Source organism: Pseudomonas sp. CNPSo 3701, assembly GCF_028674975.1.
Taxonomy (GTDB): domain Bacteria; phylum Pseudomonadota; class Gammaproteobacteria; order Pseudomonadales; family Pseudomonadaceae; genus Aquipseudomonas; species Aquipseudomonas straminea.
In genome coordinates this window covers 35,426-59,087 of sequence record NZ_JAQZSI010000001.1, presented here as the reverse complement: position 1 = coordinate 59,087, position 23,662 = coordinate 35,426, and the positions used below count along the sequence as shown (strand labels likewise).

At 64.1% G+C, this 23,662-nt stretch carries 11 protein-coding genes; 5 read left to right on the top strand and 6 right to left on the bottom strand.

The window, feature by feature from the left end; all coding sequences use genetic code 11:
* Nucleotides 1-97 precede the first annotated feature (97 nt).
* From glmU to yczE, 4 genes are all read left to right on the top strand, one after another.
* Nucleotides 98-1,462, top strand: coding sequence for a bifunctional UDP-N-acetylglucosamine diphosphorylase/glucosamine-1-phosphate N-acetyltransferase GlmU (gene glmU, locus PVA39_RS00195; protein ID WP_274122283.1), 1,365 nt, complete (start codon nt 98-100; stop codon nt 1,460-1,462).
* Nucleotides 1,463-1,596: 134 nt separating this feature from the next.
* Complete coding sequence (locus PVA39_RS00190; RefSeq protein ID WP_274122281.1) at nt 1,597-2,370, top strand: DeoR/GlpR family DNA-binding transcription regulator; 774 nt, start codon at nt 1,597-1,599, stop codon at nt 2,368-2,370.
* A gap of 10 nt (nt 2,371-2,380) precedes the next feature.
* Nucleotides 2,381-4,219, top strand: coding sequence for a glutamine--fructose-6-phosphate transaminase (isomerizing) (gene glmS, locus PVA39_RS00185; RefSeq protein WP_274122280.1), 1,839 nt, complete (start codon nt 2,381-2,383; stop codon nt 4,217-4,219).
* Nucleotides 4,219-4,866, top strand: coding sequence for a membrane protein YczE (gene yczE / locus PVA39_RS00180; protein ID WP_274122279.1), 648 nt, complete (start codon nt 4,219-4,221; stop codon nt 4,864-4,866). The genes glmS and yczE overlap by 1 nt, the downstream gene beginning before the upstream one ends.
* Nucleotides 4,867-4,927: 61 nt before the next feature.
* On the opposite strand, the gene map is transcribed toward yczE, so the two are convergent.
* Together map and PVA39_RS00170 are read right to left on the bottom strand one after the other, a co-directional pair.
* Nucleotides 4,928-5,695, bottom strand: coding sequence for a type I methionyl aminopeptidase (gene map / locus PVA39_RS00175; RefSeq protein ID WP_274122277.1), 768 nt, complete (start codon nt 5,693-5,695; stop codon nt 4,928-4,930).
* A complete protein-coding gene (locus PVA39_RS00170) occupies nt 5,692-5,901 on the bottom strand; it encodes a ParD-like family protein (protein ID WP_093501107.1) in 210 nt (69 codons plus the stop codon). The genes map and PVA39_RS00170 overlap by 4 nt, the downstream gene beginning before the upstream one ends.
* 405 nt (nt 5,902-6,306) lie before the next feature.
* Between PVA39_RS00170 and PVA39_RS00165 the strand changes: the two genes are divergently transcribed.
* Nucleotides 6,307-8,199 carry a PhoX family protein gene (locus PVA39_RS00165; protein WP_274122276.1) on the top strand — a complete coding sequence of 631 codons (1,893 nt, stop codon included), beginning with the start codon at nt 6,307-6,309 and terminating at the stop codon, nt 8,197-8,199.
* 402 nt (nt 8,200-8,601) lie between these two features.
* Here PVA39_RS00165 and PVA39_RS00160 read toward each other — a convergent pair whose 3' ends face one another.
* From PVA39_RS00160 to PVA39_RS00145, 4 genes are read right to left on the bottom strand one after another with little or no spacing between them, the layout of a single operon-like run.
* Nucleotides 8,602-9,780 (bottom strand): HlyD family efflux transporter periplasmic adaptor subunit, encoded by a 1,179-nt coding sequence (locus PVA39_RS00160; protein ID WP_274122275.1) that lies wholly within the window; start codon nt 9,778-9,780, stop codon nt 8,602-8,604.
* A complete protein-coding gene (locus PVA39_RS00155) occupies nt 9,767-11,923 on the bottom strand; it encodes a type I secretion system permease/ATPase (protein WP_274122273.1) in 2,157 nt (718 codons plus the stop codon). The genes PVA39_RS00160 and PVA39_RS00155 overlap by 14 nt, the downstream gene beginning before the upstream one ends.
* Complete coding sequence (locus PVA39_RS00150; RefSeq protein WP_274122272.1) at nt 11,913-13,163, bottom strand: TolC family protein; 1,251 nt, start codon at nt 13,161-13,163, stop codon at nt 11,913-11,915. Before PVA39_RS00150 ends, PVA39_RS00155 begins: the two co-directional genes overlap by 11 nt.
* A gap of 20 nt (nt 13,164-13,183) precedes the next feature.
* On the bottom strand, nt 13,184-23,527 hold the full coding sequence (locus tag PVA39_RS00145) for an Ig-like domain-containing protein (RefSeq protein ID WP_274122271.1): 10,344 nt from the start codon (nt 23,525-23,527) through the stop codon (nt 13,184-13,186).
* Nucleotides 23,528-23,662: the final 135 nt, after the last annotated feature.

The window sequence follows — 23,662 nt, the reverse complement described above, 5'->3', positions numbered from 1 at the left end:
GCGGCTTCAGCCGCGATGAACCCTTTTCTGATCGACACTCGCGCAACGGATTGCTGTGAACCCTCTTTCTTTCCGCTCTCGTTTATCTGGATCTGTCATGTCCCTCGATATCGTCATTCTCGCCGCTGGCCAGGGCACCCGCATGCGTTCAGCGCTGCCCAAGGTGCTGCATCCGGTCGCTCACAAGCCCATGCTTGGCCACGTCATCGACACCGCCCGCAGCTTGCAGCCGCAGAGCATCCAGGTGGTGATCGGCCATGGCGCCGAGAAGGTACGCGAGCGCCTGGCGGCCGACGACCTGAATTTCGTCATCCAGGCCGAGCAGCTGGGTACCGGCCACGCTGTGGCCCAGGCCCAGCCGGCCTTGAGTGCCGATACGGTCTTGATCCTGTACGGGGACGTGCCGCTGATCGAGCCGGCGACCCTGCAACGCCTGCTGGAGCTGGTCAACGACAACCAGCTGGGCCTGCTCACCGTCGAGCTGGCCGACCCGACCGGCTACGGCCGCATCGTGCGTGACGAGCAGGGCGCCGTGCAGGCCATCGTCGAACACAAGGATGCCAGCGAGGCACAGCGGCAGATCCGTGAAGGCAACACCGGCATTCTCGCCGTGCCCGGCAAGCGCCTGGGCGACTGGCTGGGGCGGCTGTCGAACAGCAACGCCCAAGGCGAGTACTACCTGACCGACTTGATCGCCATGGCGGTCACTGACGGCCTGGTAGTGGCCACCGCTACCGCTGCCGACGAAATGGAAGTGCTTGGCGCCAACGACCGTATACAGCTCGCCCAGCTCGAATGCCATTACCAGCAGCGCATGGCTCGCCGGCTGATGGCCCAGGGCGTAACCCTGCGCGATCCGCATCGTTTCGACGTGCGCGGTGAGGTGACCGTTGGCCGTGACGTGACCATCGACATCAACGTGATCCTCGAAGGCCAGGTAGTCATCGAAGACGACGTACAGATCGGCCCGAACTGCGTGATCAAGGACAGCACCCTGCGCAAGGGCGCCATCGTCAAGGCCAACAGCCATCTGGAAGGCGCCGAAGTGGGTGAAGGTGCCGATTGCGGTCCCTTCGCCCGTCTGCGGCCGGGCAGCGTACTGGGCGCCAAGGCCCATGTGGGTAACTTCGTGGAGTTGAAGAACGCCGTGCTGGGCGAGGGCGCCAAGGCCGGTCATCTGAGCTACTTGGGCGATGCCGAGATCGGTGCGCGCAGCAACATCGGCGCCGGTACCATCACCTGCAACTACGACGGTGCCAACAAGCACCGCACCGTAATGGGCGAGGATGTCTTCGTCGGCTCCAACAGTGCGCTGGTAGCGCCCGTAGCACTGGGCGATGGCGTCACTACCGCTGCCGGTTCGGTCGTTACCTCGGATGTGCCGGCCAACAACCTGGCCGTCGCGCGCGGCCGCCAACGCAATATCGAAGGCTGGCAGCGTCCCACCAAGAAGAACCCGTAGTCACACGCTGTGGATAACCCGGCCGCCAGCGCACCGCAGTGGCCATCAGGGTTATCCACAGTAATGTTCCTCTTGACGCCAAAAGCGTGTTGAGTTTTGATTCGCGTCATTATCTTTCGAATCGAAACTTAAGCATGTCGAAACGCAACACACCGCAACGTCGACAAACCATTCTTGCCTTGCTCGCCGAGCAGGGCGAGGTGAGCGTCGACGCCTTGGCCAAGCGTTTCGCCACCTCCGAAGTAACCATTCGCAAGGATCTTGCCGCGCTGGAAGCCAATGGCCTGCTGTTGCGCCGTTACGGCGGTGCAGTGCCGCTGCCCCAGGAAATGATGGTCGAGAGCAGCCAGCCGTTGTCTCGCTACAAGCAGGCGATCGCCCGGGCTGGTGTGGCGCGCATCCGCGAGCATGCGCGAATCATCATCGATAGCGGCACCACCACGGCGGCGATGATCCCCGAGCTGGGCCACAAGCCCGGGCTGGTGGTGATGACCAATTCCCTGAACGTGGCCAATGCGCTGCGCGATATCGAGCACGAGCCGGTGCTGCTGATGACCGGCGGCACGTGGGATCCGCATTCGGAATCCTTCCAGGGCCAGGTCGCCGAGCAGGTGCTGCGTTCCTATGATTTCGACCAGCTATTCATCGGCGCCGACGGCATCGATCTGCAGCGCGGCACCACCACCTTCAACGAGCTGCTGGGCCTTTCGCGGGTGATGGCCGAGGTGGCCCGTGAGGTGATCGTGATGGTCGAGAGCGACAAGATCGGCCGGCGCATTCCCAATCTCGAGCTGCCCTGGGGCAGCGTGCACACCCTGATTACCGACGAGCGCCTCGACAGCGAGGCGCGCGAACAACTCTTGGCCCGCGGGATCCAGCTGATCTGCGCGGCCACTGACGCATCCTGAGGAGAACGCTATGTGTGGCATCGTAGGCGCCATCGCCGAACGCAACATCACCGCCGTGCTGGTCGAGGGCCTGAAGCGTCTCGAGTACCGCGGCTATGACAGCGCCGGCGTAGCGCTGCTCGATGACATGGGCAGCCTGCAGCGCCGTCGTCGCGTCGGCAAGGTCAGCGAGTTGGAGGCGGCACTGGACAGCGAACCATTGCCGGGCCGCCTGGGCATCGCCCACACCCGCTGGGCCACCCACGGCGTGCCGACCGAAAACAATGCCCACCCACACTTTTCCGGCGACCAACTGGCGGTGGTGCACAACGGCATCATCGAAAACCATGGCCCGTTGCGCGAGCAGTTGCAGGGCCTGGGTTACCACTTCAGCTCGGATACCGACACCGAAGTCATCGTCCACCTGCTCGACCACACCCTGAAGAGCCATAGCGACCTGGCCGAGGCCCTCAAGGCGGTGGTCAAGCAATTGCGCGGCGCCTACGGCCTGGCGGTGATCAGCGCGGCCAACCCGAATCGTCTGCTCGCCGCGCGCAGTGGCAGCCCGCTGGTGATCGGTTTGGGCCTGGGCGAGAACTTCCTCGCCTCCGACCAGCTTGCCCTGCGCCAGGTCACTGACCGTTTCATGTATCTGGAAGAAGGCGATATCGCCGAAATCCAGCGCGACAGCGTGCAGATCTGGGATGCCAACGGCAACGTTGTGCAGCGCGAAGCGGTGCAGTACCACGAAGGTGCCGATGCGGCCGACAAGGGCGTGTTCCGTCACTTCATGCTCAAGGAGATCCACGAGCAGCCCAAGGTCGTGCAACGCACCCTGGAAGGCCGCCTCGGCAGCGACCATGTGCTGGTGCAGGCCTTTGGCCCCCAGGCCGCCGAACTGTTCGCCAAGGTGCGCAACGTGCAGATCGTCGCCTGTGGTACCAGCTACCACGCCGGCATGGTTGCCCGTTACTGGCTCGAAGAGTTGGCCGGCATCCCCTGCCAGGTCGAAGTGGCCAGCGAGTTTCGCTATCGCCGCGTCGCGGTGCAGCCGGACACCTTGTTCGTCAGCATCTCCCAGTCCGGCGAGACGGCTGACACCCTGGCCGCGCTGCGCAACGCCAAGGCCGATGGCGGTTACCTGGCCAGCTTGGCGATCTGCAACGTCGGCATAAGCTCGCTGGTACGCGAGTCCGACCTGACCCTGCTGACCCATGCCGGCCCCGAGATCGGCGTGGCTTCGACCAAGGCCTTCACCACCCAGCTGGTGGGCCTGATGCTGCTGACCCTGGCACTCGGCCAGGTCAAGGGCACGCTGCAAGCGGGTGTCGCCGCCGAACTCGTCGATGAGCTGCGCCGTCTTCCGGCGCGCCTGGACGAAGCTCTGGCCATGGACAAGATCGTCGAGAAGGTTTCCGAGCTGTTCGCCGAAAAGCACCACACCCTGTTCCTTGGTCGTGGTGCCCAGTATCCGGTGGCGATGGAAGGCGCCCTCAAGCTCAAGGAAATTTCCTATATCCACGCCGAGGCCTACCCGGCTGGTGAGCTCAAGCACGGCCCGCTGGCGCTGGTCGACGCCGACATGCCGGTAGTCACGGTGGCGCCCAACAACGACCTGCTCGACAAGCTCAAGTCCAACCTGCAGGTGGTTCGCGCCCGTGGCGGCGAGCTGATCGTGTTCGCCGATGCCAGTGCGGCCATGAGCAATGGCGAAGGCACCCATGTGGTGAACATGCCGCATATCCACGATGCCTTGGCACCGATCCTCTATACCCTGCCGCTGCAACTGCTGTCCTACCATGTGGCCGTGCTGCGCGGCACCGATGTGGATCAGCCACGTAACCTGGCCAAGTCAGTCACGGTGGAATGATGGGCGACAGGGCTGTGCTGGTTCAGTTGGGGCCACTGGCGCAATTGCGCGCCGGCCAACTGCCGCGGCGTCTGCTGCAGCTGTTCGTCGGCCTGGCGTTCTTCGGCATTTCCATGGCGATGATGATCCGCGGCAACCTGGGGCTGTCGCCCTGGGATGCGTTGCATGTCGGCCTGGCCAAGATGCTGCCGCTGAGCTTTGGCTGGATCGTGGTGGGTGTGTCCTTCACGGTGCTGCTGCTGTGGATTCCGCTGCGCGAAATCCCCGGCCTGGGCACCATCGCCAACGCCGTAGTGATCGGCCTGGTGGCCGACCTCACCCTGCAGCAGCTGGTTGCGCCGGAGGGTTTTATCTGGCGCCTGCTGCTGACCCTGGGCGGCGTGCTGCTCTGTGGTTTCGGCTCAGCGCTATATATCGGTGCCCAGCTGGGCCGTGGCCCGCGGGATGGCCTGATGACCGGCCTGCATCGGGTAACCGGTTATTCACTGCGCTCCATGCGCACCGCCATTGAACTGGCCGTGCTGCTGATCGGCACCCTGCTGGCCGGCTACAAGGTGCTGGGCATTGGCACCCTGCTGTTCGCTTTTGGCATTGGGCCGCTGACCCAACTGATGCTGCCCTGGGTACTGGTCAGGCTGGATAGCTGATCAGGCTTACGCCGCCACCGGCTGAATAGCTAGTCTGGTCGGCTTTGACGTTAAACCTGTATCAGCGCAGCGGCGTCTCATCCGGTCGCAGGGTCAGCACGCGGACGCCATCAGCGGTGACCGCCACGGTGTGCTCGAACTGGGCGGACAACAAACCATCGGTGGTTACCACCGTCCAACCATCCCCCAGCGTTCGGGTGCCTGCCTTGCCCTGATTGAGCATCGGCTCGATGGTGAAGGTCATGCCTTCGCGCAGGGTCAGGCCGGTTCCGGCCTTGCCCCAGTGCAGCACTTCCGGTGCTTCATGCATCTGTTTGCCGATGCCATGGCCGCAATACTCGCGTACCACCGTATAGCCGTGGACGCGGGCGTGGCGTTCGATGGCATGACCGATGTCGCCCAACCGGCCGCCTGGCCGCACGACAGCGATACCTTCCCACAGCGCCTCGTAAGTCACGCGGGCGAGGCGCTGCGCTTCGGGCGACACCTCGCCAATCAGGTAAGTCTTGCTGGAGTCGGCGATGTAGCCGTTCTTTTCCAGGGTGATATCGAAATTAACCAGGTCGCCGTTCTGCAATACGTCTTTGGCGCTTGGCACCCCGTGGCACACCACACTGTTGATGGAGGCGTTGAGCGAGTAGGCGAAACCGTACTGGCCTTTACTGGCCGGGCGGGCGTTAAGGTTGTGGACAATGAAGTTATCCACAATGCCGTCGACCTGCAGCGTCGACATTCCGCACAGGTCCAGCTTATCAAGGTGAGTGAAGACCGAGGCCAATAGCCGGCCGGCTTCGGCCATCAGAGCGATTTGTTCTGGCGTCTTGATCATGACGCGTTCGCCAGGCCGGGCGCCGATACGCCGGCAGCACGCAGCTCAGCGGCCATTACTTCGTTGAAGCTCAGGGTCGGATTCATTTCACAGAGCATGCCGATGCGGATCCAGAAGCTGGCCTGAGCGTTGATAGAACGATGAGACACGCTGCTCGCACGACGGATCTGGTCGTGCAGCTCATCTTCGATATTGACGATACCCATGGATAGATCTCTTTATATGATTCGTATATGAATCATATAGAGATTGCTTTACATTGCCCAGGCGAGATGACTGCGGTGCTGATCAAGGATTAATCAGTTCCAATAAAGGCAGCGTAATTACTGCCTCACAGCGTTCTATCCACAGGTGATGAAAGTTTTTATCCAAGGTATCTGTGCATAAAGAAACGTGACTGTTCAAATAATGAACAGTTCTCCATGAATCACGTGGCACTAGGGATTTAAGCGTCCGCTCCCAGCTTATCCACAGAATCGGCCACGAGAAATGTGAATAGCGAATAGTTAATGCATAACCTCGTTTGAGGCCAGGCTAGGTACGTTCGTCATCCAATCGTCATGAAATATGCCTAGCGTCCCTGCGCATCAAAAGAACGCAGGAGCGCCGTGATGCATGACGATCAATTGACCGACCTCGAACGACTGACCCTTTCCCGTCGCCGCTTCATCGGCGCCGGGGCGTTGACCGGCGCGGCGCTGTTTTTGGGTGGCGGGTTGTTGAGTCGCAGCGTGCTGGCTGATTCGATAGGCGCCACCATTGCCAGCCCGCTGCTGGGTTTCAGCAACCTGCCAGCATCCACCGCCGATACCATCACCCTGCCGGCCGGTTATTCATTCCGCCCGCTGATCAGCTGGGGTCAGCCGTTGCAAAATGGCGGGCCAACCTTCAAGGGGGATGGCAGCAACACCGCGGCCGAGCAACTGCTGCAGTTCGGCGACAACAACGATGGCATGAGCTTCTTCCCGTGGCCGGGCGACCCCGATCGCGCGCTGATGGCTATCAATAATGAGTACGTGAATTACCGCTACCTGCTGGCCCATGGAGGCCTGCCGAAATCCGCCGAGGACGTGCGCAAGGCGCAGAACGCCGAGGGCGTGACGGTGATCGAAGTACGCCGTGGTGCGAGCGGTTGGGCCTTTGTGCAAGGCTCGCCTTACAACCGTCGGGTGCATGGCAACCTACCGATAGAGGTGAGCGGCCCGGCTCGCGGCCATGACCTGCTCAAGACCAAAGCCGACCCGCTCGGTGTCGAGGTGCTGGGCACCTTCCAGAACTGCTCCAGCGGCCAGACACCCTGGGGCACTTACCTGACCTGCGAAGAGAACTTCAGCGACTGCTTTGGCAGCAGCGACGCCAACCTGCAGTTCACCCCGGATCAGAAGCGTTTCAGCGTGCTGCATGCCAGTGCCGAGAACGAGTGGCACCGCTTCGACCCGCGGTTCGACATTGCCAAGAACCCCAACGAACTGAACCGCCACGGCTGGATCGTCGAGATCGACCCGTTCGACCCAAAAGCCAAACCGATCAAGCGCACCGCCCTGGGCCGCTTCAAGCACGAGAACGCTGCGCTGACTACCACCCGCGATGGCCGCGTGGTGGTGTACATGGGCGACGACGAACGCGGCGAGTTCATCTACAAGTTCATCACCCGCGATCGCCTGGACCGTGATAACGCCAAGGCCAACCGTCACATCCTCGATCAGGGCACGCTGTATGTGGCGCGTTTCGACGAGGGCAACGGCGATGCCGATCACCCCGAAGGCCGTGGTCTGTGGATCGAGCTGACGGCAGGGAAAAATGGGCTGACTGCCGATAAAGGCTTTGCTAGCCAGGCCGAAGTGGTGATTCGAGCGCGCCAGGCCGGCACGCAGGTCGGTGCCACGCGCATGGATCGCCCCGAGTGGATTACCGTCAGCCCCAAGGATGGCCAGGTCTATTGCACCCTCACCAACAACAGCAAGCGCGGCGAGCCTGGCCAACCAGTCGGCGGTCCGAACCCGCGTGCCAACAACCTGTACGGGCAGATTCTGCGCTGGCGCGAGCATGGCGACGATGCCGCCGCCCTGGATTTCCAGTGGGACTTGTTCGTGGTCGCCGGTAACCCGGTGGTGCATGCCGGCACGCCCCAGGCGGGCAGCCACGCGGTCAACGCCGACAACATGTTCAACAGCCCGGATGGCGTCGGCTTCGACGAGGGTGGCCGCTTGTGGATCCTGACCGACGGCAAGTACAGCAACAAGGGCGACTACGCCGGTATGGGCAACAACCAGATGCTCTGCGCTGACCCTCACACGGGCGAGATTCGCCGCTTCATGGTCGGCCCGGTGGGTTGCGAGGTGACCGGCCTGGCCTTCTCGCCGGATTACAAGAGCATGTTCGTGGGCATTCAACACCCGGGCGAAGAGGGCGGCTCGAGCTTCCCGGATCACCAGGCCGGCGTTCATCCCCGCTCGACGGTGGTGGTCATCAGCCGCGATGATGGCGGTGTGATCGGCGCCTGACCTGAAGCTGCTCAGAAGGTGACGGTGGTGGCACCACGGATGACCACCATGCCGTTATCCTCGGCAGGCTGGGGATGGTTATCCACAGCAACCGCATGATGGTCTACTACTCGCTGGCATCCACATGTTTGCGGCCGCGTCGCGGGCAAATGTGCAGCCCATGGTGCGTGCGATGAAATTGCGTTGTTGTATGACGGCTGGTTGTCTTGGACTGGCAACGGGCTCCTCAACTGTATAAGTGTCGGCGAAGCTGGTACCCAGCGAAGGCGCCGGGGGTAAGGGTTACAGTCCTGTGGATAAATCCGCGCTAGCCAAATACCCAGCGTGATGCACGTGTCAGTGGCTTTAATGCATGCGCCGGCGACTCTCCATCGCTCATTAATCCGGGGCGTTGATCAAAGCTTAATAAAGCTGTGCCTTGAGCAACGGCCTGAGCAGGTAGTTCATCACCGTGCGCTTGCCGCTGAGAATGTCCACTTCGGCGACCATGCCAGGGATGATCGGCAGGATTTCGTCGCGGCGCTTGAGCTGGCTGCCGTCGGTCTTGATCAGTACCTCGTAGTAGAACTCTTTGCCCTGGGCCGTTTCCTCGAAAATGGTGTCGGCGCTGATCTGTTCGAGGGTGCCGGTCAGGTACCCGTAGATGCTGTAGTCGTAGGCGGTGATCTTCACCTTGGTGGGCATGCCCGGTACCAGAAAGGCGACGTCGCGGGGTTTGATACGGGCTTCGATGAGCAACTGATCCTCGACCGGGATTACTTCCATGATCGGCTCGCCGGGCTGGATTACCCCGCCGCGGGTGTTGATCAGCACGGTGTTCACCCGGCCGCGCACCGGCGACAGGATCTCGGTGCGGCGCAGTTGATCCTGGCGCTGCGCGACGATGGGCTCCAGGGCGCTGAGTTCGCTCTTCTTGCTCTGCCGCTCGGTGTAGGCATCCTGGAAATAGCTGCTGCGCAGTTCGCTGAGTTTGCCATTGAGCGTGGCGACTTCCTGGCTGAGCTTGAGCGCTTCCATCTGGCTCACGGCGCGCTTGGCTACCAGTGGCTCGACCAGGTTGAGCTGCAGCTGCGCCAGGCGGATCTGTCGGTTAATGGCGCTGACGCCGTCCTGCAGCTTGTCGCGCCGCGACTTGAACAACTCCTGCTCTGAGCGCGCGAGGGGGCTGGTCGGGTCGATGTCCTCGGCAAAGTCAATGCGCTCCTTGCCCAGCACTTCGGCATCCAGGCGCGCGATGGTGGCGCGCAGGGCCGCCGACTGGTTGGCCGACTCCTGAAAGGAGGTGCGAAAGCGCGTCTCGTCGAGGCGCACCAGCGGCTGGCCGACTTCGACCAGATCGCCTTCGCCGACCAGCAGGCGGTCGAGGATTCCGCCCTCCAGGCTCTGGATCTTCTGGATGCGGGTAAAGGGCACCACGCGACCGTCGCCACGGGTCACTTCATCGAGCTCGGCCCAGGCGGCCCAACCGATGAACAGCAACACGGTGGCCAGCACCGTCCACAGCAAGGGCCGGAACAACGGATGGGTGGCGCTCAGCAGGGGATCGTCGAGCTGCCGGCGCAGGCGGTCATTGGACGGCATGGTTGCCTCCCCGCGGCTCCTGCGGCGCGTTCACCACGTTGTCCTGCACCACCTGATCCAGGGCGCCATCCATGATCACCCGACCCTGGCGCATCACCACCGCACGCTCGACCAGCGAGAGCATGACCTTCTTGTGGGTCACCAGTATCAGGGTGCGCCCGCTGACCCAGTGCTGCAGATACTCGACCACGTTCTTTTCGCTGGTCTGGTCGAAGGACGATGTCGGTTCGTCGAGCAATACGATGGGCGGGTCCTGCACTAGCACGCGCACCAGCCCGACCGCCTGGCGCTGGCCACCGGATAGACTGGCATTGCCCTGGATGGGCAGGTCCAGGCCCAGCGGATGGCTGCGCACCCAGGCGCCGAGGCCGACGCCGTCGAGGGCTTCGAACAGCTCCTCGTCGCTGACCGCCGTGCCTTCCAGATTGAGGTTATCGCGCAGGGTGCCGTAGAACAGCGCGATGTCCTGGGGCAGATAGCCGATATGCCGGCGGCGGTCGGCGGGGTCGACCTGGGTCAGGCTGATGTCGTCGACCATCACCCGCCCGGCACTGGGGTCTAGCAACCCGGCGAGCAGGCGCAGCAGGGTGGATTTGCCGGCGCCGTTGCCACCCAGCAGGGCGACCCGTTCTCCGGCGCGGATGCTCAGGGCGTTGATGTCGACGATAGGTGGCGCATCGTCATGGGCGAGACGCAGTTGCTCGAGGCGATAGTCGCCGGCCAGCTGTTCCTTGCGCACGAAACGCTGCCCGGCCGGGCGCTCGACCGGGCCGCTCATCAACTGGTCGAGGCCCTCGAGGGCGACCTTGGTGTGTTGCCAGCGGCCGAGAATGCCGGCGATCTGCGACAGCGGCGCGATGGTGCGCGCCGCCAGGATCGAGCAGGCGACCAATGCGCCCATACTCAGATACCCATCGCTGATGCGGTACACGCCGAATACCACCACCCCCACGTAGCACAGCTGCTGCACGGTGCTGACCCCGTAGCTGAGCGCCGAGGTCAGGCTCTGGGTCTTCATCGCACTGCCGGCGAGCTGCGCGGTGAGGGTTTCCCACAGGTGCATGCAACGGCCTTCGGCGCGGCTGGCCTTGACCGTTTCCAGGTGTTCGATGGATTCCAGCAGGATGCCGTTCTTCACCGACCCTTCGCGCAGGTTTTGGCGTGATAGCCGCGCCAGGCGGTCTTGGGCGAGCAGGCCGGGGAGGATCATCAGCACGGCGGCGACCACCGGCACCCAGACCACATGGCCGCCGATCAGGGCGATGATCAACAGGAAGATGAACACGAACGGCAGGTCGCTGATCACCGCCGCGCTGGATGAAGTGAAGAATTCGCGCACCGATTCGAACTCGCGTATCTGCGTGCTGAAAGCCCCGACCGACGCCGGCTTGGCGCCCAGGCGGGTGTTGAGCACGCGCTCGAACAGCAGTGATGAAAGCTGCAGATCCAGGCGCTTGCCCAGGGTGGTGAGCAGGTGGGCGCGCAACCCGCGCAGCAGGCTTTCCAGCACGATGGCCAGGGCAACGCCGCTGGCCAGCACCCACAGCGTGTCGAAGGCCGCGTTGGGCACCACGCGGTCGTATACCTGCATGGCGAACAACGCAGCGGCGATGGCTAGCAGGTTGGCGATGAAAGCCGCCACGGCCACTTCCACATAGGAGCGCCGCAGGCGCTTGAGCGCCCCGTAGAACCAGTGCTCGCGCGTCGGGCTGGCGAATTCCTCGGCTCGGCCGTCCGGCCGATAGCGGCACTTGGCGAAAACCGCCATGCCACTGTACAACGGCTCCAGGTCGGCAATCGGCAATTGCTGCATACCGCCGTCGCTGTGCGGCACGAGGATCTCCGCCTGCTCGCCGTGCTGGCCGACCAGCACCACGCAGCGCCCGTCCTTGAGCAGCAACAAGGCCGGCAACAGGTAGTCGTCGATGCGCTGCAGCTTCTCTTCGCTGACCTGGGCGACGATATCGGCGCGACGCAGGGCGCGCGGCACCATGCGCAGCGGCAGGCGGCCCTGTTCGAGGGCGATACCGTCGGCCAGCTCGGCGTCGGTCACCGGGCGGCCGAGCTGCCGGCACAGCAGCACCAGGCCCTGGCGCAGCGGGTCCTGGTTCTTGCCCGGCGTGGTCAGCGTGTCAGGATCCATTCAGGCCGTTCTCCAGCAGGGGGCCGAGCAGGCCGATCTGCGCCGCAGCGCGGTATTCCAGGCGCAGGCGCTCGACCTGCAGGACGATCAGCTGGCGCTCGGCTTCGAAACGCTCGCGCTGCACGGTGAGCAGGTCGATCACGTCGCGGCGGCCCACTTCGAATTGCTCGCGGTACAGGCCGCCGACCTGCTCGGAATCACGCACCTGCACGGCCAGCGCATGCTCGCGCCAGAGCAGCGAATCGCCGATGTCGAACAGGCTCTGCAGCTGTCGGCGAATGTCCCGCTGGATGGCGTCCTGGCCCCAGCTCGCGGATTCCAGGCGCTGCGCGGCAGCGGTGGGGCGCTGGAAGTTGGACAGGCCCTGGATGGTGTCCATGCGCAGGCGCAGGTTGACCATCGAATCGTTCTGCAGGCGCCCGCCGATCTCTCTGCGTGTGGCTGAGGCTTCAAGATTCAGTTGCGGTAGCAGCGCCGCCTTGGTGCCGCGCAATTCGGCCTGAGCCAGGTTGGTGTCTTCCGTTGCGCGCTGATAGAGCGGCGAGCCGGTAATCAGCCGCGGTAAATCGCGGGTAGCCAGATAGCGCTGCATGGACTGTGGGCGTGGTTCGGCCAAGCCTTCCGCTGGTGCCCCGACGAGCAGCGCGAACTGGTTGCCGGCATCCAGCAGGGCGCCTTTTTCCAGGGCCAGTTGCTCTTGGGCGCGCGCGATTTCCAGGCCGGCACGATCCTGCTCGCTGCGATCCGAATAGCCGTCGGCGCCGCGTGCTTCGGTCATCCCACGGATGTCGTCGAGCAGGCGAATGTGCCGGCGCACCGCCTCGATACGGCGCTGGGCGACCAGCACGTCCAGATAGGTTTCGACGATGTCCAGCGCAGCGTCTTCACGGGTGACTTCGGCGGTGGCCGAGAGCTGGCGCTGGTTCGCCTTGGCGCTGTCGACTTGGCTGTCGACGCGGCCCCAGTCATAGAGCATCTGCGAGACGGTGACGTCATAGACGGTCTCGCCAATATCGAACTCCTGCGGCCCGCCGGACATCGATAACGACGGGTAATAACCCCCCTTGGCAATCTTCACTTCGGTCTCGGCGCGGGCCGCCTCCGCTACCGCGGCGCGCACCTGAGGGTGAATAGCCAGGCCGTTGCGCACGGCCTGGTCCAGCGGCATGGCCAGGGCCGAGGCGGGCAGACAGAGTGTGAATGCCAGGCGCGCGGCCCATCGACAATGAGACATGTGCATGCGGTAAGACGAATTCCCTATCAACTGACCACAACCTGTACCGTGTTTTCTTCCACCAGCAGCGTGGTGTTCCCGTAGGTATAGACGTCGTAGACGATGCCATCAATCGCCTGCGTGCCTGTCTTCAAGGCACTGCTGCTGATCCGCAGGGTGTCGTTGCTCTCCCCGGTAATCTGCAGGATGTTGTTGGCATCGGTGATGGACGCCACCGCTGCGGCGGTCAGCGTCAGGATGCTGCCCGAGTCACCGGTGCCGAGGTCGATGCGCTCGATATTGCTCAGCGTGCCGATGCCGGCAGCGCCGTAGTTGATGTCGATACCGCCGTCGAACAGTACGGTGTCGAAGCCTGCGCCACCGTTGACGCTGCCGAAATTGGTGGCGCGGATCTGGATGGTGTCGTTACCGGCTCCAGCATCCACGCGATCACCGGCGCCCACGTTGAGGATCAAGTCATTGCCGTTACCGGCGAAGATCTGCTCGTTGGCGATGGTGGCACTGCCGGAAAGAACGTCGTCGGCAGCCGTGCCATCGACGCGCACGGTACCGATGGCCAGGCCGAGCAGGCCCGATGGATCCAGATCCACGGTGTACTGGCCGCTGGTCTTGCTGCCCGATGTCGCGGTGATACGCAGTGCGAGGTCGGCCCCCAGATTGAGAACCTGGCTGACCGACAGACCGAGCTGGCTGAGCACACTGGGGCTGAGCAGGTTGATGGAAAAGTTGCCGTTGGCGTCGGCCGCCAAGGGCGCAAGGCCGATATAGCCCGCCGGGGTCAGCACTTCGACTGCCAGGGCGGCACCGGCAACGGTCTTGCCGCTGATGCCGAGCCGCGCGGCTGACAGATTGAGTACGCTCAGGTTGGCATCCACGGCGAGGTTGCCGAGGGTGATCGGTTGCTGCAGCAGGCTGGCGCCCAGGCCCAGAGAGGCCAGGTTACTCTGGTTGCCGGCCTGATCCCGGGCAGACACTGTCACCTGGGCGCTGAGCAGCTGGTCCCAGGTCAGGCCGATATTCAGCCCGCTGAGCAGGTTCACTGAGGCCAGCCCGGCATTGTTGGCCGTGACCGTGGCGGTGGCGACGGTGCCGCCCAGGTCGATATGCACGGTCAGTTGGCTATTCGGCTCGCTGGAGATGGTAAGTAGGTTGCCAGTCAAGCTCAGCACCGGTGAGGTAGGGGCGATGGTGTCGACCGTGAAATTCGCGGCCTGGGAATTGGCGCCGTTGTTGATATGCGCGGTAACCGACGCAGCACCCTGTGGAAAACTGCCGCCTGGTGGCAGTACGGAAACCACAGCGGCACCTGCAGTGGCCTCGGCCGCTGTTACGGTGTGGCTCTGGTTGAAGGTGTAGCCGCCGGTGCCGGTGTAGGTCAGCGTGACCGTGTCGCCAGCGCGCACCCCGGTGGCCAACCCGACGCGCACCTGGATGCCGTCGGCGGCCTCGGCCGCGTTGATGTAGGTGTCGAGCGCCTCCGGCACGTTGATGATCGGTGCCGACAGGTTGGGCGCGTTGGTGCCTGCCGAGATGCTGACGTTGCCGGCCACATCGGTGGCCGTCACGCTGATCGGCTGGCCCGCCACCAAGGCTGGAATCAGCACCGCTGCGAAGGTGCCTGCTGCAGTGGCGGTCACGGTGATCGGGCTGGCTACGTTGCCATTGACCACGATACGCACCTGGCTGCCCGCTTCGGCGTTCCCGGTGAGCAGGGTGCCGTCAGCGCTGACGAACAGATTGCTGGGGGCGCTCGGCGCCTGGCTGTCGACCAAGGTGCTGGTCGAACCACTGGTATTACCTGCCGCGTCACGCGCCACGGCATTTACCACGGTGCCGTTAGCCAGTTGCGCCGCGGGTGTGAAGCTCCAGGTGCCATTGGCGGCAGCGGTGGTGGTGCCGATCTGCGCGCCATTACCATCGGTAAGGATGATCGTGCTGCCAGCCTCGGCCGTACCCGTGAGCACCGTACCCCGGCTGGGTTGGATGGTGGGCGCGTTGGGCGCCACGGTATCGATGGTGGTGCTGGTCGAAGCGCTGATATTGCCGGCTGCATCGCGGGCAACGGCGGTGACAACGGTGCTGTTGGTCAGCGTTTCTGTTGGCGTAATGGTCCAGTTGCCGTTGGCAGTGGTGGTCGTTTGGCCTATCACATTGCCGCCGGGGCCGGTAACGGTAACCGTGCTGCCGGCCTCGGCGGTACCGCTTAGCGCGGCGCCGTTGCTTGGTTGAATGGTGGGCGCGCTGGGCGCAATGGCATCGATCGTGGTGCTGACCGAGGTGCTGGTATTGCCGGCCGCATCGCGGGCGACTGCGGTCACCACCACGCCATTGGCCAGGACGGGGCTCGGTGTGTAGGTCCAGTTGCCGGCGCTGTCAGTGGTCGCCGTACCGATGCGGATGCCGCCAGGGCCGGTAAGAATTACCGTGCTGTTGGCTTCGGCCGTGCCCGTCAGCACCACGCCGTTGCTGGCCTGGATAGTTGGGGCGGCAGGGGCCACGTTATCGATGATCGTATTGGTGGATGGGCTGATATTACCGGCAGCATCGCGTGCTACCACGCTTACCTGCGTGCCATTGGTCAGCGGGGTCGGAGGCATATAGCTCCAGTTGCCCTGAACATCGGCGACCGTCTGGCCGATAGTGGCGCCGCCCGCTCCGGTAAGAATCACCGTGCTGCCCGCTTCGGCCGTGCCGCTCAGCACGGTGCCGTTGCTGGGCGCGATGATGGGGAGCGCAGGTGCCAGGCCGTCGATCACCACGATGGCCGGCGCGCTGACGTTATTGGTGGCATCGGTAGCGGTGATGCTGACCGAGGTGCCGTTGGGGATGGCGGGTGAAAAGGTCTGTGACCAGGCGCCAGTGGTGGCATCGGCGTTGACCTGCACGTCTGCCTGACCCGCAATGCGGATGGTCACGGTACTGCCCGGTTCAGCCGTACCACTGAGCAGGCTGCCATTGCTGGGTAGCACCTCGGGCAGATTCGGCACCCTGTCGTCCACGGTCACGCTGGCCGGATTGCTCACGTTGCCGGCCGCATCCACGGCAACTGCCGTAACCACGGTGTTGTCGGCCAGCGGCAGCGCCGGCTTGTAATGCCAGTTGCCATTGGCGTCCACGGCCACCGTGGCGATCAGCACGCCCGCCACACTCAACCGTATAGTGCTACCGGCCTCGGCAGTACCGCTCAGCTCGCTGCCGTTGCTGGCCGCGATCACCGGCGCAGGTGGGGCGAGGTTATCCACCCTCGTGCTGGCAATGGGGCTCTGGTTGCCGGCCGCATCCCGTGCCTGCACAGTGACCAATACGCCATCGGCCAGGCTGGTGCCCGGCGTGAAGCTCCAATCACCACTGCTGTCAGCGGTCAGGGTGGCGATGGTGTTGCCATTGGCGGTTAGCGTTACCGTGCTGCCCGCCTCGGCGGTACCGCGCAAAGCTGAACCGTTGGTGGCCTCGATGGTTGGTATGGCGGGGGCGACTGCGTCGATAGTGATGGCGGTGGCCGGGCCGGTATTGCCGGCCGCATCGCGGGCGCTGACGCTGATCACGGCGCCATGCTGCAAGGGTATATCTACAGGGAAGGTCCAGGCTCCCCCCGCGTTCACTGCTGCCTCGCCAACGACCACGTCGCCCGGGCCGGTGATGATCACCGTGCTGCCCGCTTCGGCCGTGCCGCCGAGCAGCACGCCATTGCTCGGCTGAACAGTTGGGGCGGCAGGCGGTACGGTGTCGATCACCAGGCTTGCCGCCGGGCTGGTGTTGCCGGCCGCATCCCGGGCCACCACGCTGATCTGGGTATTGTTGGTGAGTGCCACGGGCAGCACGAAAGACCAGTTGCCATCGCCGTCGGCTACTGCCTGACCAATGGCGACGCCGCCTGTACCGGTGATGATGACCGTGCTCCCCGCTTCGGCAGTGCCGCCGAGAACGATGCCATTGCTGGGCTCGATGGTTGGCCGTGGCGGCGCCTGGTTATCGACGATGATCGCTGAAGATGGCGTGCTCACGTTATTCGCGGCATCGGTTGCCGTCGCGGTGAGGCTGACACCGTTGGCTACTGGCGTGTTCGGGGTGAGCGTCCAGCTGCCATTAGTACCGGCCTGCGCCGTGCCGATGACAGTGCCGTCTGCACTGACGGTTACCATGCTGCCGGCTTCGGCGGTACCGGTGATGACCAGGCCGTTGCTCGGCGCGATCACCGGTGCGGGTGGCGCGATAGCGTCGATCAGGATGCTCGCCGGGGCGCTTTCGTTGCCCAGATTATCGCGGGCGATCACGGTGACCAGGCTGCCGTCAGGCAAGGCCGGGTTCAAGGTGACACTCCATTTTCCGTCGGCATCGGCCGTAATGGTGCCGGTGTTGATCGGCACACCTCCGGCTCCGGTGAGGACGATGGTGGCCCCGGCTTCCGCCGTACCGCTCAGCGAGACGCCATTGCTCGGATTGATGGTCGGATGTTCCGGCACCTGGGCATCGATCACGGTGCTGCCGGATGGGCCGGTGTTGCCGGCGGCATCGCGTGATACCACCGTGACCTCGGTGCCGTCAGTGAGGGCCTGCGAGGGTTTGAAGCTCCAGTTGCCTGCCGCGTCGGCGGTTACCTGGCCAATGGTTGCACCGCCGGGGCCGGTGATCAGCACGGTGCTGCCGGCTTCTGCCGTACCGCTGAGCTCGACGCCATTGCTGGGAGAAATGGTTGGCGTAACCGGCGCCACGGTGTCGACGGTGGTGCTGACCGAGCCACTGGTATTGCCGAGGGTGTCCCGAGCGATTGCATTGACCACCGTGCCATTGGGCAAGGCCGGCGAGGGTGACAGTGTCCAGGTTCCATCAGCCGCGGCGGTGGTCTGGCCGATCACCCGGCCGCTGCCATCGGTGACGACCACGGTGATGCCGGCTTCGGCGGTGCCGGTGACCCGCACGCCATTGCTGGCTTCGATCGTCGGAGTGGCCGGCGGCTGTGCGTCGACGGTCGTGGTGGCCGAGCCACTGCTGTTGCCCGCGGCGTCCCGCGCCACGACGGTCACCACCAGCCCATCGGCCAGGGCGGGTGTGGGCGTGAAGGTCCAGTTGCCATTGGCATCCGCGGTCGCCTGGCCGATGTTGACGCCGCCCGAGCCAGTGAGAATCACCGTGGCACCCGCTTCGGCGGTGCCGCTGAGTTGCGTGCCATTGCTGGCGGTGATGGTCGGGGTATTGGGGGCGACGCTGTCGATCACCGTGGAGGCCGGTGCACTGCTCAGGCCTGCCACAGTGATCGTGGCGTTGACGGTGGTGCCGTTGGCCAGCGGCGTCTGCGGGGTGAAGGTCCAGTTGCCCTGAGCATCAGCGATGGCCTGACCGATGACGGCGCCCGTGCCGTCGGTCAGCTGCACGGTGGCTCCCGCCAGGGCGGTACCGCTGAGTTCGCCGCCGTTGCTGGGTTCGATGGTCGGGTGCGGTGGCAGGGTCGCGTCGACTATCACGCTTGCTGGCTGGCTCTGGTTACCCACCGCATCGATAGCCCGCACCGTCAGCTGGGTGCCATTGGGGAGGGCGCTGGCTGGTGTGATCGACCAGTTGCCATTGGCGTCTGCGGTGGTGGTCTGGCTAAACCCATTGGGGCCAGTGATGGTGACCAGGCTGCCGGCTTCGGCGGTGCCGCTCACCTGGGTGCCATTGCTGGGGTCGATGACCGGCGCGGCTGGCGCCTGGGCGTCGATGAAGGTGATGGCCGAAGGACTGGTGTTGCCGACCGCATCGCGGGCCACCACGGAAACCTGGGTGTTGTTGGCCAGCTGGCCGCTGATGGGATAACTCCAGGTGCCGTTGGCGTTGACCTGGACGGTCACCGGCGCGGCATTGCCGATGGTCAGCGACAGCGTGCTGTCGGGATCGGCAGTGCCGCTCAACACGCCCGATCCGCTGCTCGGCGAGATGGTCGGCGTGGCGGGAGGCTGAGCATCCACCACGGTGCTGCCGGGCTGGCTGGTGTTGCCGGCAGCGTCGCGGGCCACCACGCTGACCTGGGTGCCATCGAGCAGCGGGCTCTGCGGCGTGAAGGACCAGTTGCCACTGGCGTCAGCCGTCGTCTGGCCGATAGCGACGCCGCCGGGCCCGCTGAGGATGACGGTGCTGCCAGCCTCGGCGGTGCCGCTGAGCTGGTTGCCGTTGCTGGGCGCGATGGTGGGCGTGTTGGGCGCCATGGCATCCACCGTTATGCCTACGGGGGCGCTCTGGTTACCGGTCGGGTCACGGGCGACGATGCTGACCGCGGCGCCGTTCGCCAGCGGCGTTTCGGGGGTGAAGCTCCAGGTGCCCTGAGCGTTGACCTGCACCTGGCCGATCACTACGCCGCCAACGCTGATGATCAGCAGGCTACCGGCTTCACCGGTACCGCTCAGTTGCTCGCCATTGCTAGGCGCGATGCTGGGCGCTGTTGGGGCGACGTTGTCGGTGACCATGCTGCTGGAGGTGCTGGTATTGCCGGCCGCATCGCGGGCGACGACGTTGACCTGGGTGCCATTGGGCAGGGCGCTGGCTGGCGTGAACGACCAGTTGCCGCCTGCGTCCACTGTCACCTGGCCGATCAACGCGCCGTTGATGCCGGTAAGAATCACCGTGCTGCCGGGTTCGGCGCTGCCGCTCAGTTGAGCGCCGTTGCTGGGATCGATAGCAGGGGCCGATGGTGGCACGCCATCTATGGTCAGGGACACGGCAGGGCTGATGTTGCCCGTGGCATCCGTCGCCACCGCCGTGACGCGGGTGCCGTCAGGCAGCTGCGCGCTAAGGGTGGTGCTCCAAGTGCCGTTGGCGGCTGCGGTGGCTTCGGCGATCAGGTTGCCGGCAGCATCGCGCAGGGTGACGATGCTGCCCGGTTCGGCAAAGCCGCGCAGGATGATCCCGTTACTCGGCTCGATGATCGGAGTCGAGGGCGGTGCTGCATCGATGGTCAGGCTGGCTGGCACGCTGGTATTGCCGGCGGCGTCGCGCGCCACGATGGTAATGGCAGCATTATCAGCCAGTGCAGGTGATGGGGTCAGTGACCAGTTGCCATCAACGTCAGCTGTCGTCTGGCCGATCATACGGCCGCTGCTGTCGCGGATGATCACCATGCTTCCGGCCTCGGCGGTACCCACCAATTGTGCACCATTGCTCGGATTTACGACCGGTGCCTGGGGCGCGACGTTATCCACCGTAGTGCTGGTTGCCGGGCTCTGGTTACCAGCGGCGTCGCGGGCGACGGCCGCTACCACCGTGCCGTTGGCCAGCGACGTGGTCGGCTGAAAGCTCCAGTGGCCCTGAACATCGGCCGTGGCTTGGCCAATGACTGTGCCGCCTGGCCCGGTCAAAATCACCGTACTACCTGCTTCTGCCATTCCGCTGAGCAGGCTGCCGTTGCTGGGCTGCAGCGTGGGAGCGGCTGGCGCGGCGTTATCGGTTACCGTGGTGGCTGGCGCACTGCTCAGTTCATTGACGACCACGGCGGCACTGACACTGGTGCCGTTGGGCTGTGGTGTGGACGGCGTTATGGTCCAGTTGCCATTGCTGTCGGCGATGACCTGGCCCAGCGCAACGCCTCCTGGGCCGGTCAGCACGACCAGCGCGCCTGCCGTGGCCGTACCGCTGAACTGGCTGCCATTGCTTGGGTTAATGGTCGGGCTCGCCGGTAATGTGGCGTTGACGGTCTGGCTGGCAATAGGGCTCTGGTTGCCCGCCGCATCGGTCGCGGTTACCGCTACGTTCGTGCCGTTGATGAGAGGCGCGTTCGGGGTGAATGTCCAGATACCGTCGGTATTGGTGATCGCGGTCTGGTCGGGCTCGCCGGGTACGCTGATGGTAATGGTGCTGCCAGGCTCGGCGGTGCCACTAAGCAGGCCGCCATTGCTGGGGTTGATCACTGGTGTGTTGGGCGCCTCGGCATCGATGCTACCAATCGTGGAGTCGCTTACATTGCCGCTGGCGTCTCGGGCACTAACCTCGATGGTGATGCCATGGGCAATCGGCGCGCCGGGGGAGTGGCTCCAGGTTCCATTGCTATCGGCGAGCACCTCGACCTCGGTCGCAGGTGAAGTGCCGATACGAATGATCACCGTACTGTCCGGCTCGGCAGTACCGCTCAGCAGGACACCATTGGTAGGGTTCAGTATCGGCGCTGCGGGCGCCTCGGTATCTATCACCAGATCGCTGGGTGGGCTGACGTTGCCGGCCGGGTCACGCGCGATGACTGTCAGCGGTGTGCCATCGGCGAGAGGCGCATCGGGCGTGAAACTCCAGTCACCGTTACCGTCGGCTATCACCTCGGCAATGAGGATTCCGCCGGGACCTGTGATGACCACGGTGCTGTTTGCTTCAGCTTTGCCGTTCAGCGTGATGCCGTTGCTGGGTTCGACCTGAGGAGCTGCAGGTGGTGTCCGGTCGATCTGCACCGCAGCGGGGTCGCTGTTGTTGCCAGCGGCATCGCGAACCACGACTTCGAGGTTGACGCCATCGGCGAGCTGTGTGGTGGGAATGAAATTCCAGTTGCCATCGGCATCGGCCACGGTCTGGCCGATGAGGTCGCCATTGCTGTAGATCAGAATGATCTTGCCGCCGGGCTCGGCGGTACCGCTTAGCTCACTGCCGTTGCTAGGCTGCACGACGGGGGGCAGGGGTTGCGCGGCATCGATGATCAGCGTGGTGGCGGCGCTGGTGCCTGAGGCTGTGCTGGCGACGACGGTGACGACCGTCGCGTTGGTCAGTGCGGGAGACGGGGTGATCGACCAGGCGCCATTGGGGCCGGCTGTGGCGCGACCAATCTCGGCACCGTTCGCGCTGACGATGACCAGGCTACCGGCGTCCGCCGTGCCGGAAATCACCGTACCGTTGCTTGTGGCGATCACCGGCGCGTTGGGCAATGCGTTATCCACAACCACCGTTTGTGGCGGGCTGGTGTTGCCGGCCGGGTCACGGGCCACCACGCTCACCTCGCCACCATTGGCGATCGCCGGGCTGGCAGTGAAATGCCAGTTGCTATTGCCATCGACCAGTGCCTGGCCGAAAACCCCACTGGCGTTGCTCAGGATGACGGTACTGCCTGGTTCTGCGGTGCCGCTGAACACCGTGCCATTGCTGTTGTTGATGGTGGGCTGATCAGGAGCCTGTGCGTCGATCCGGAGCTCGCTGGGTTCGCTCTTGTTACCAGCGCGGTCGGTGGCCGTAACTATGACCAAAGTGTTGTCGGCCAGCGCGGGGGAAGGTTGGTAAGACCAGGTGCCGTCTGCAGCTGCGGTAACTGTAACGGGTGCATTCCCGTCGATCGTAAGTGCGACGGTACTGCCCGGCTCTGCCGTGCCAACCAGCAATGTTCCATTGCTGGCTTCCACCGTCGGTGGGGCTGGCGGCGTGCTGTCGATAACCACCCGTATCACCGGATGAGGCACGCCGTTAGGGGCGATGGTATGCACGTCCACAATCGTTCCATGGGGCAATACGGGTGGCCCTTCCCAGCGCCATTCCCCATTCGTGTCGGCAGTGGTTCTATGCAGCTCCTGGCCGTCAGGATGCATCAGGATGATAGTGGCGTTGGGAGTTGCCGAGCCGTTGAGCTGGCTGCCATCACTGGGCTCCACCGTCGAAGGCTGTACCACCAGTGGAGCGTTTAGCGACGCCGATGGGCCGACATTTCCTGCAGCATCTACCACCACCACGCTGATGGTCTGCCCGCCTGTAAGCGGTGCTGGAAATTGCACTTGGAACTGACCGTTGGCATCGGCAGCCACCGTGTACAGCGTGCCGTTAACATCCACTCTGACAGTGGCGTTGGGCTCTGCAAAACCGGTCAGGAAGCGGCTGTCCTGGCTGAGCTGCAGGTTGGTCGCTGCCGCCGGGGGCTGGTTATCCACAGGCGGTTGTGCGCTGCTGCCGCCGTTGTTGTTAGTGCTATTGTTGCGCCGGCTGACCTCATCGGCCACTACCACTCCGCCTGCAACCGCTACACCGCCAATTACCGCAGCAGTGCTCAGACCCAAGGTACCGCCAGCAGCGCCTGCTATCGAAGTCAGTGAGGTAAAGCCGGAGAGAGTACCCTCCGAAGCATAGGAGGCGGCCAGAACACCATCGGAAGCCGCGGCCTGGGAAAGATCCACGGTCATCAACTGCTCTTCCTCACCGACCAGATATAGCTGGCTGGGTTGCTCGGCCGCCGCGTAGAAATTGCTGATGCGCAGCACCTCACCGTCCTGCATCTGGACAATCAGGTCGGATCCATCACGGGTATAACGGGCTACCGCTTCGGGAGGAATGTTGAGGGCGACATGGCTGCTTTCTGAAAGTGGCAGCGTGTTGCTGACCACTTGCGTATTGGCCTGGCTGACCTGCTGGCCAATAGGCGCGACTTTCGCCTGTACTGCCATGAAGCATCTCCCAATTACGTGACTTCAAACTTGGCGAGTTGTGTTGCACAGGCAAATCCAATTCGGCGTTGCACTGGATAGAACTCGACAAGTTTTAAACGTAGCGGGCGAGCACTTTTTTAAAAGGTAGTTTTA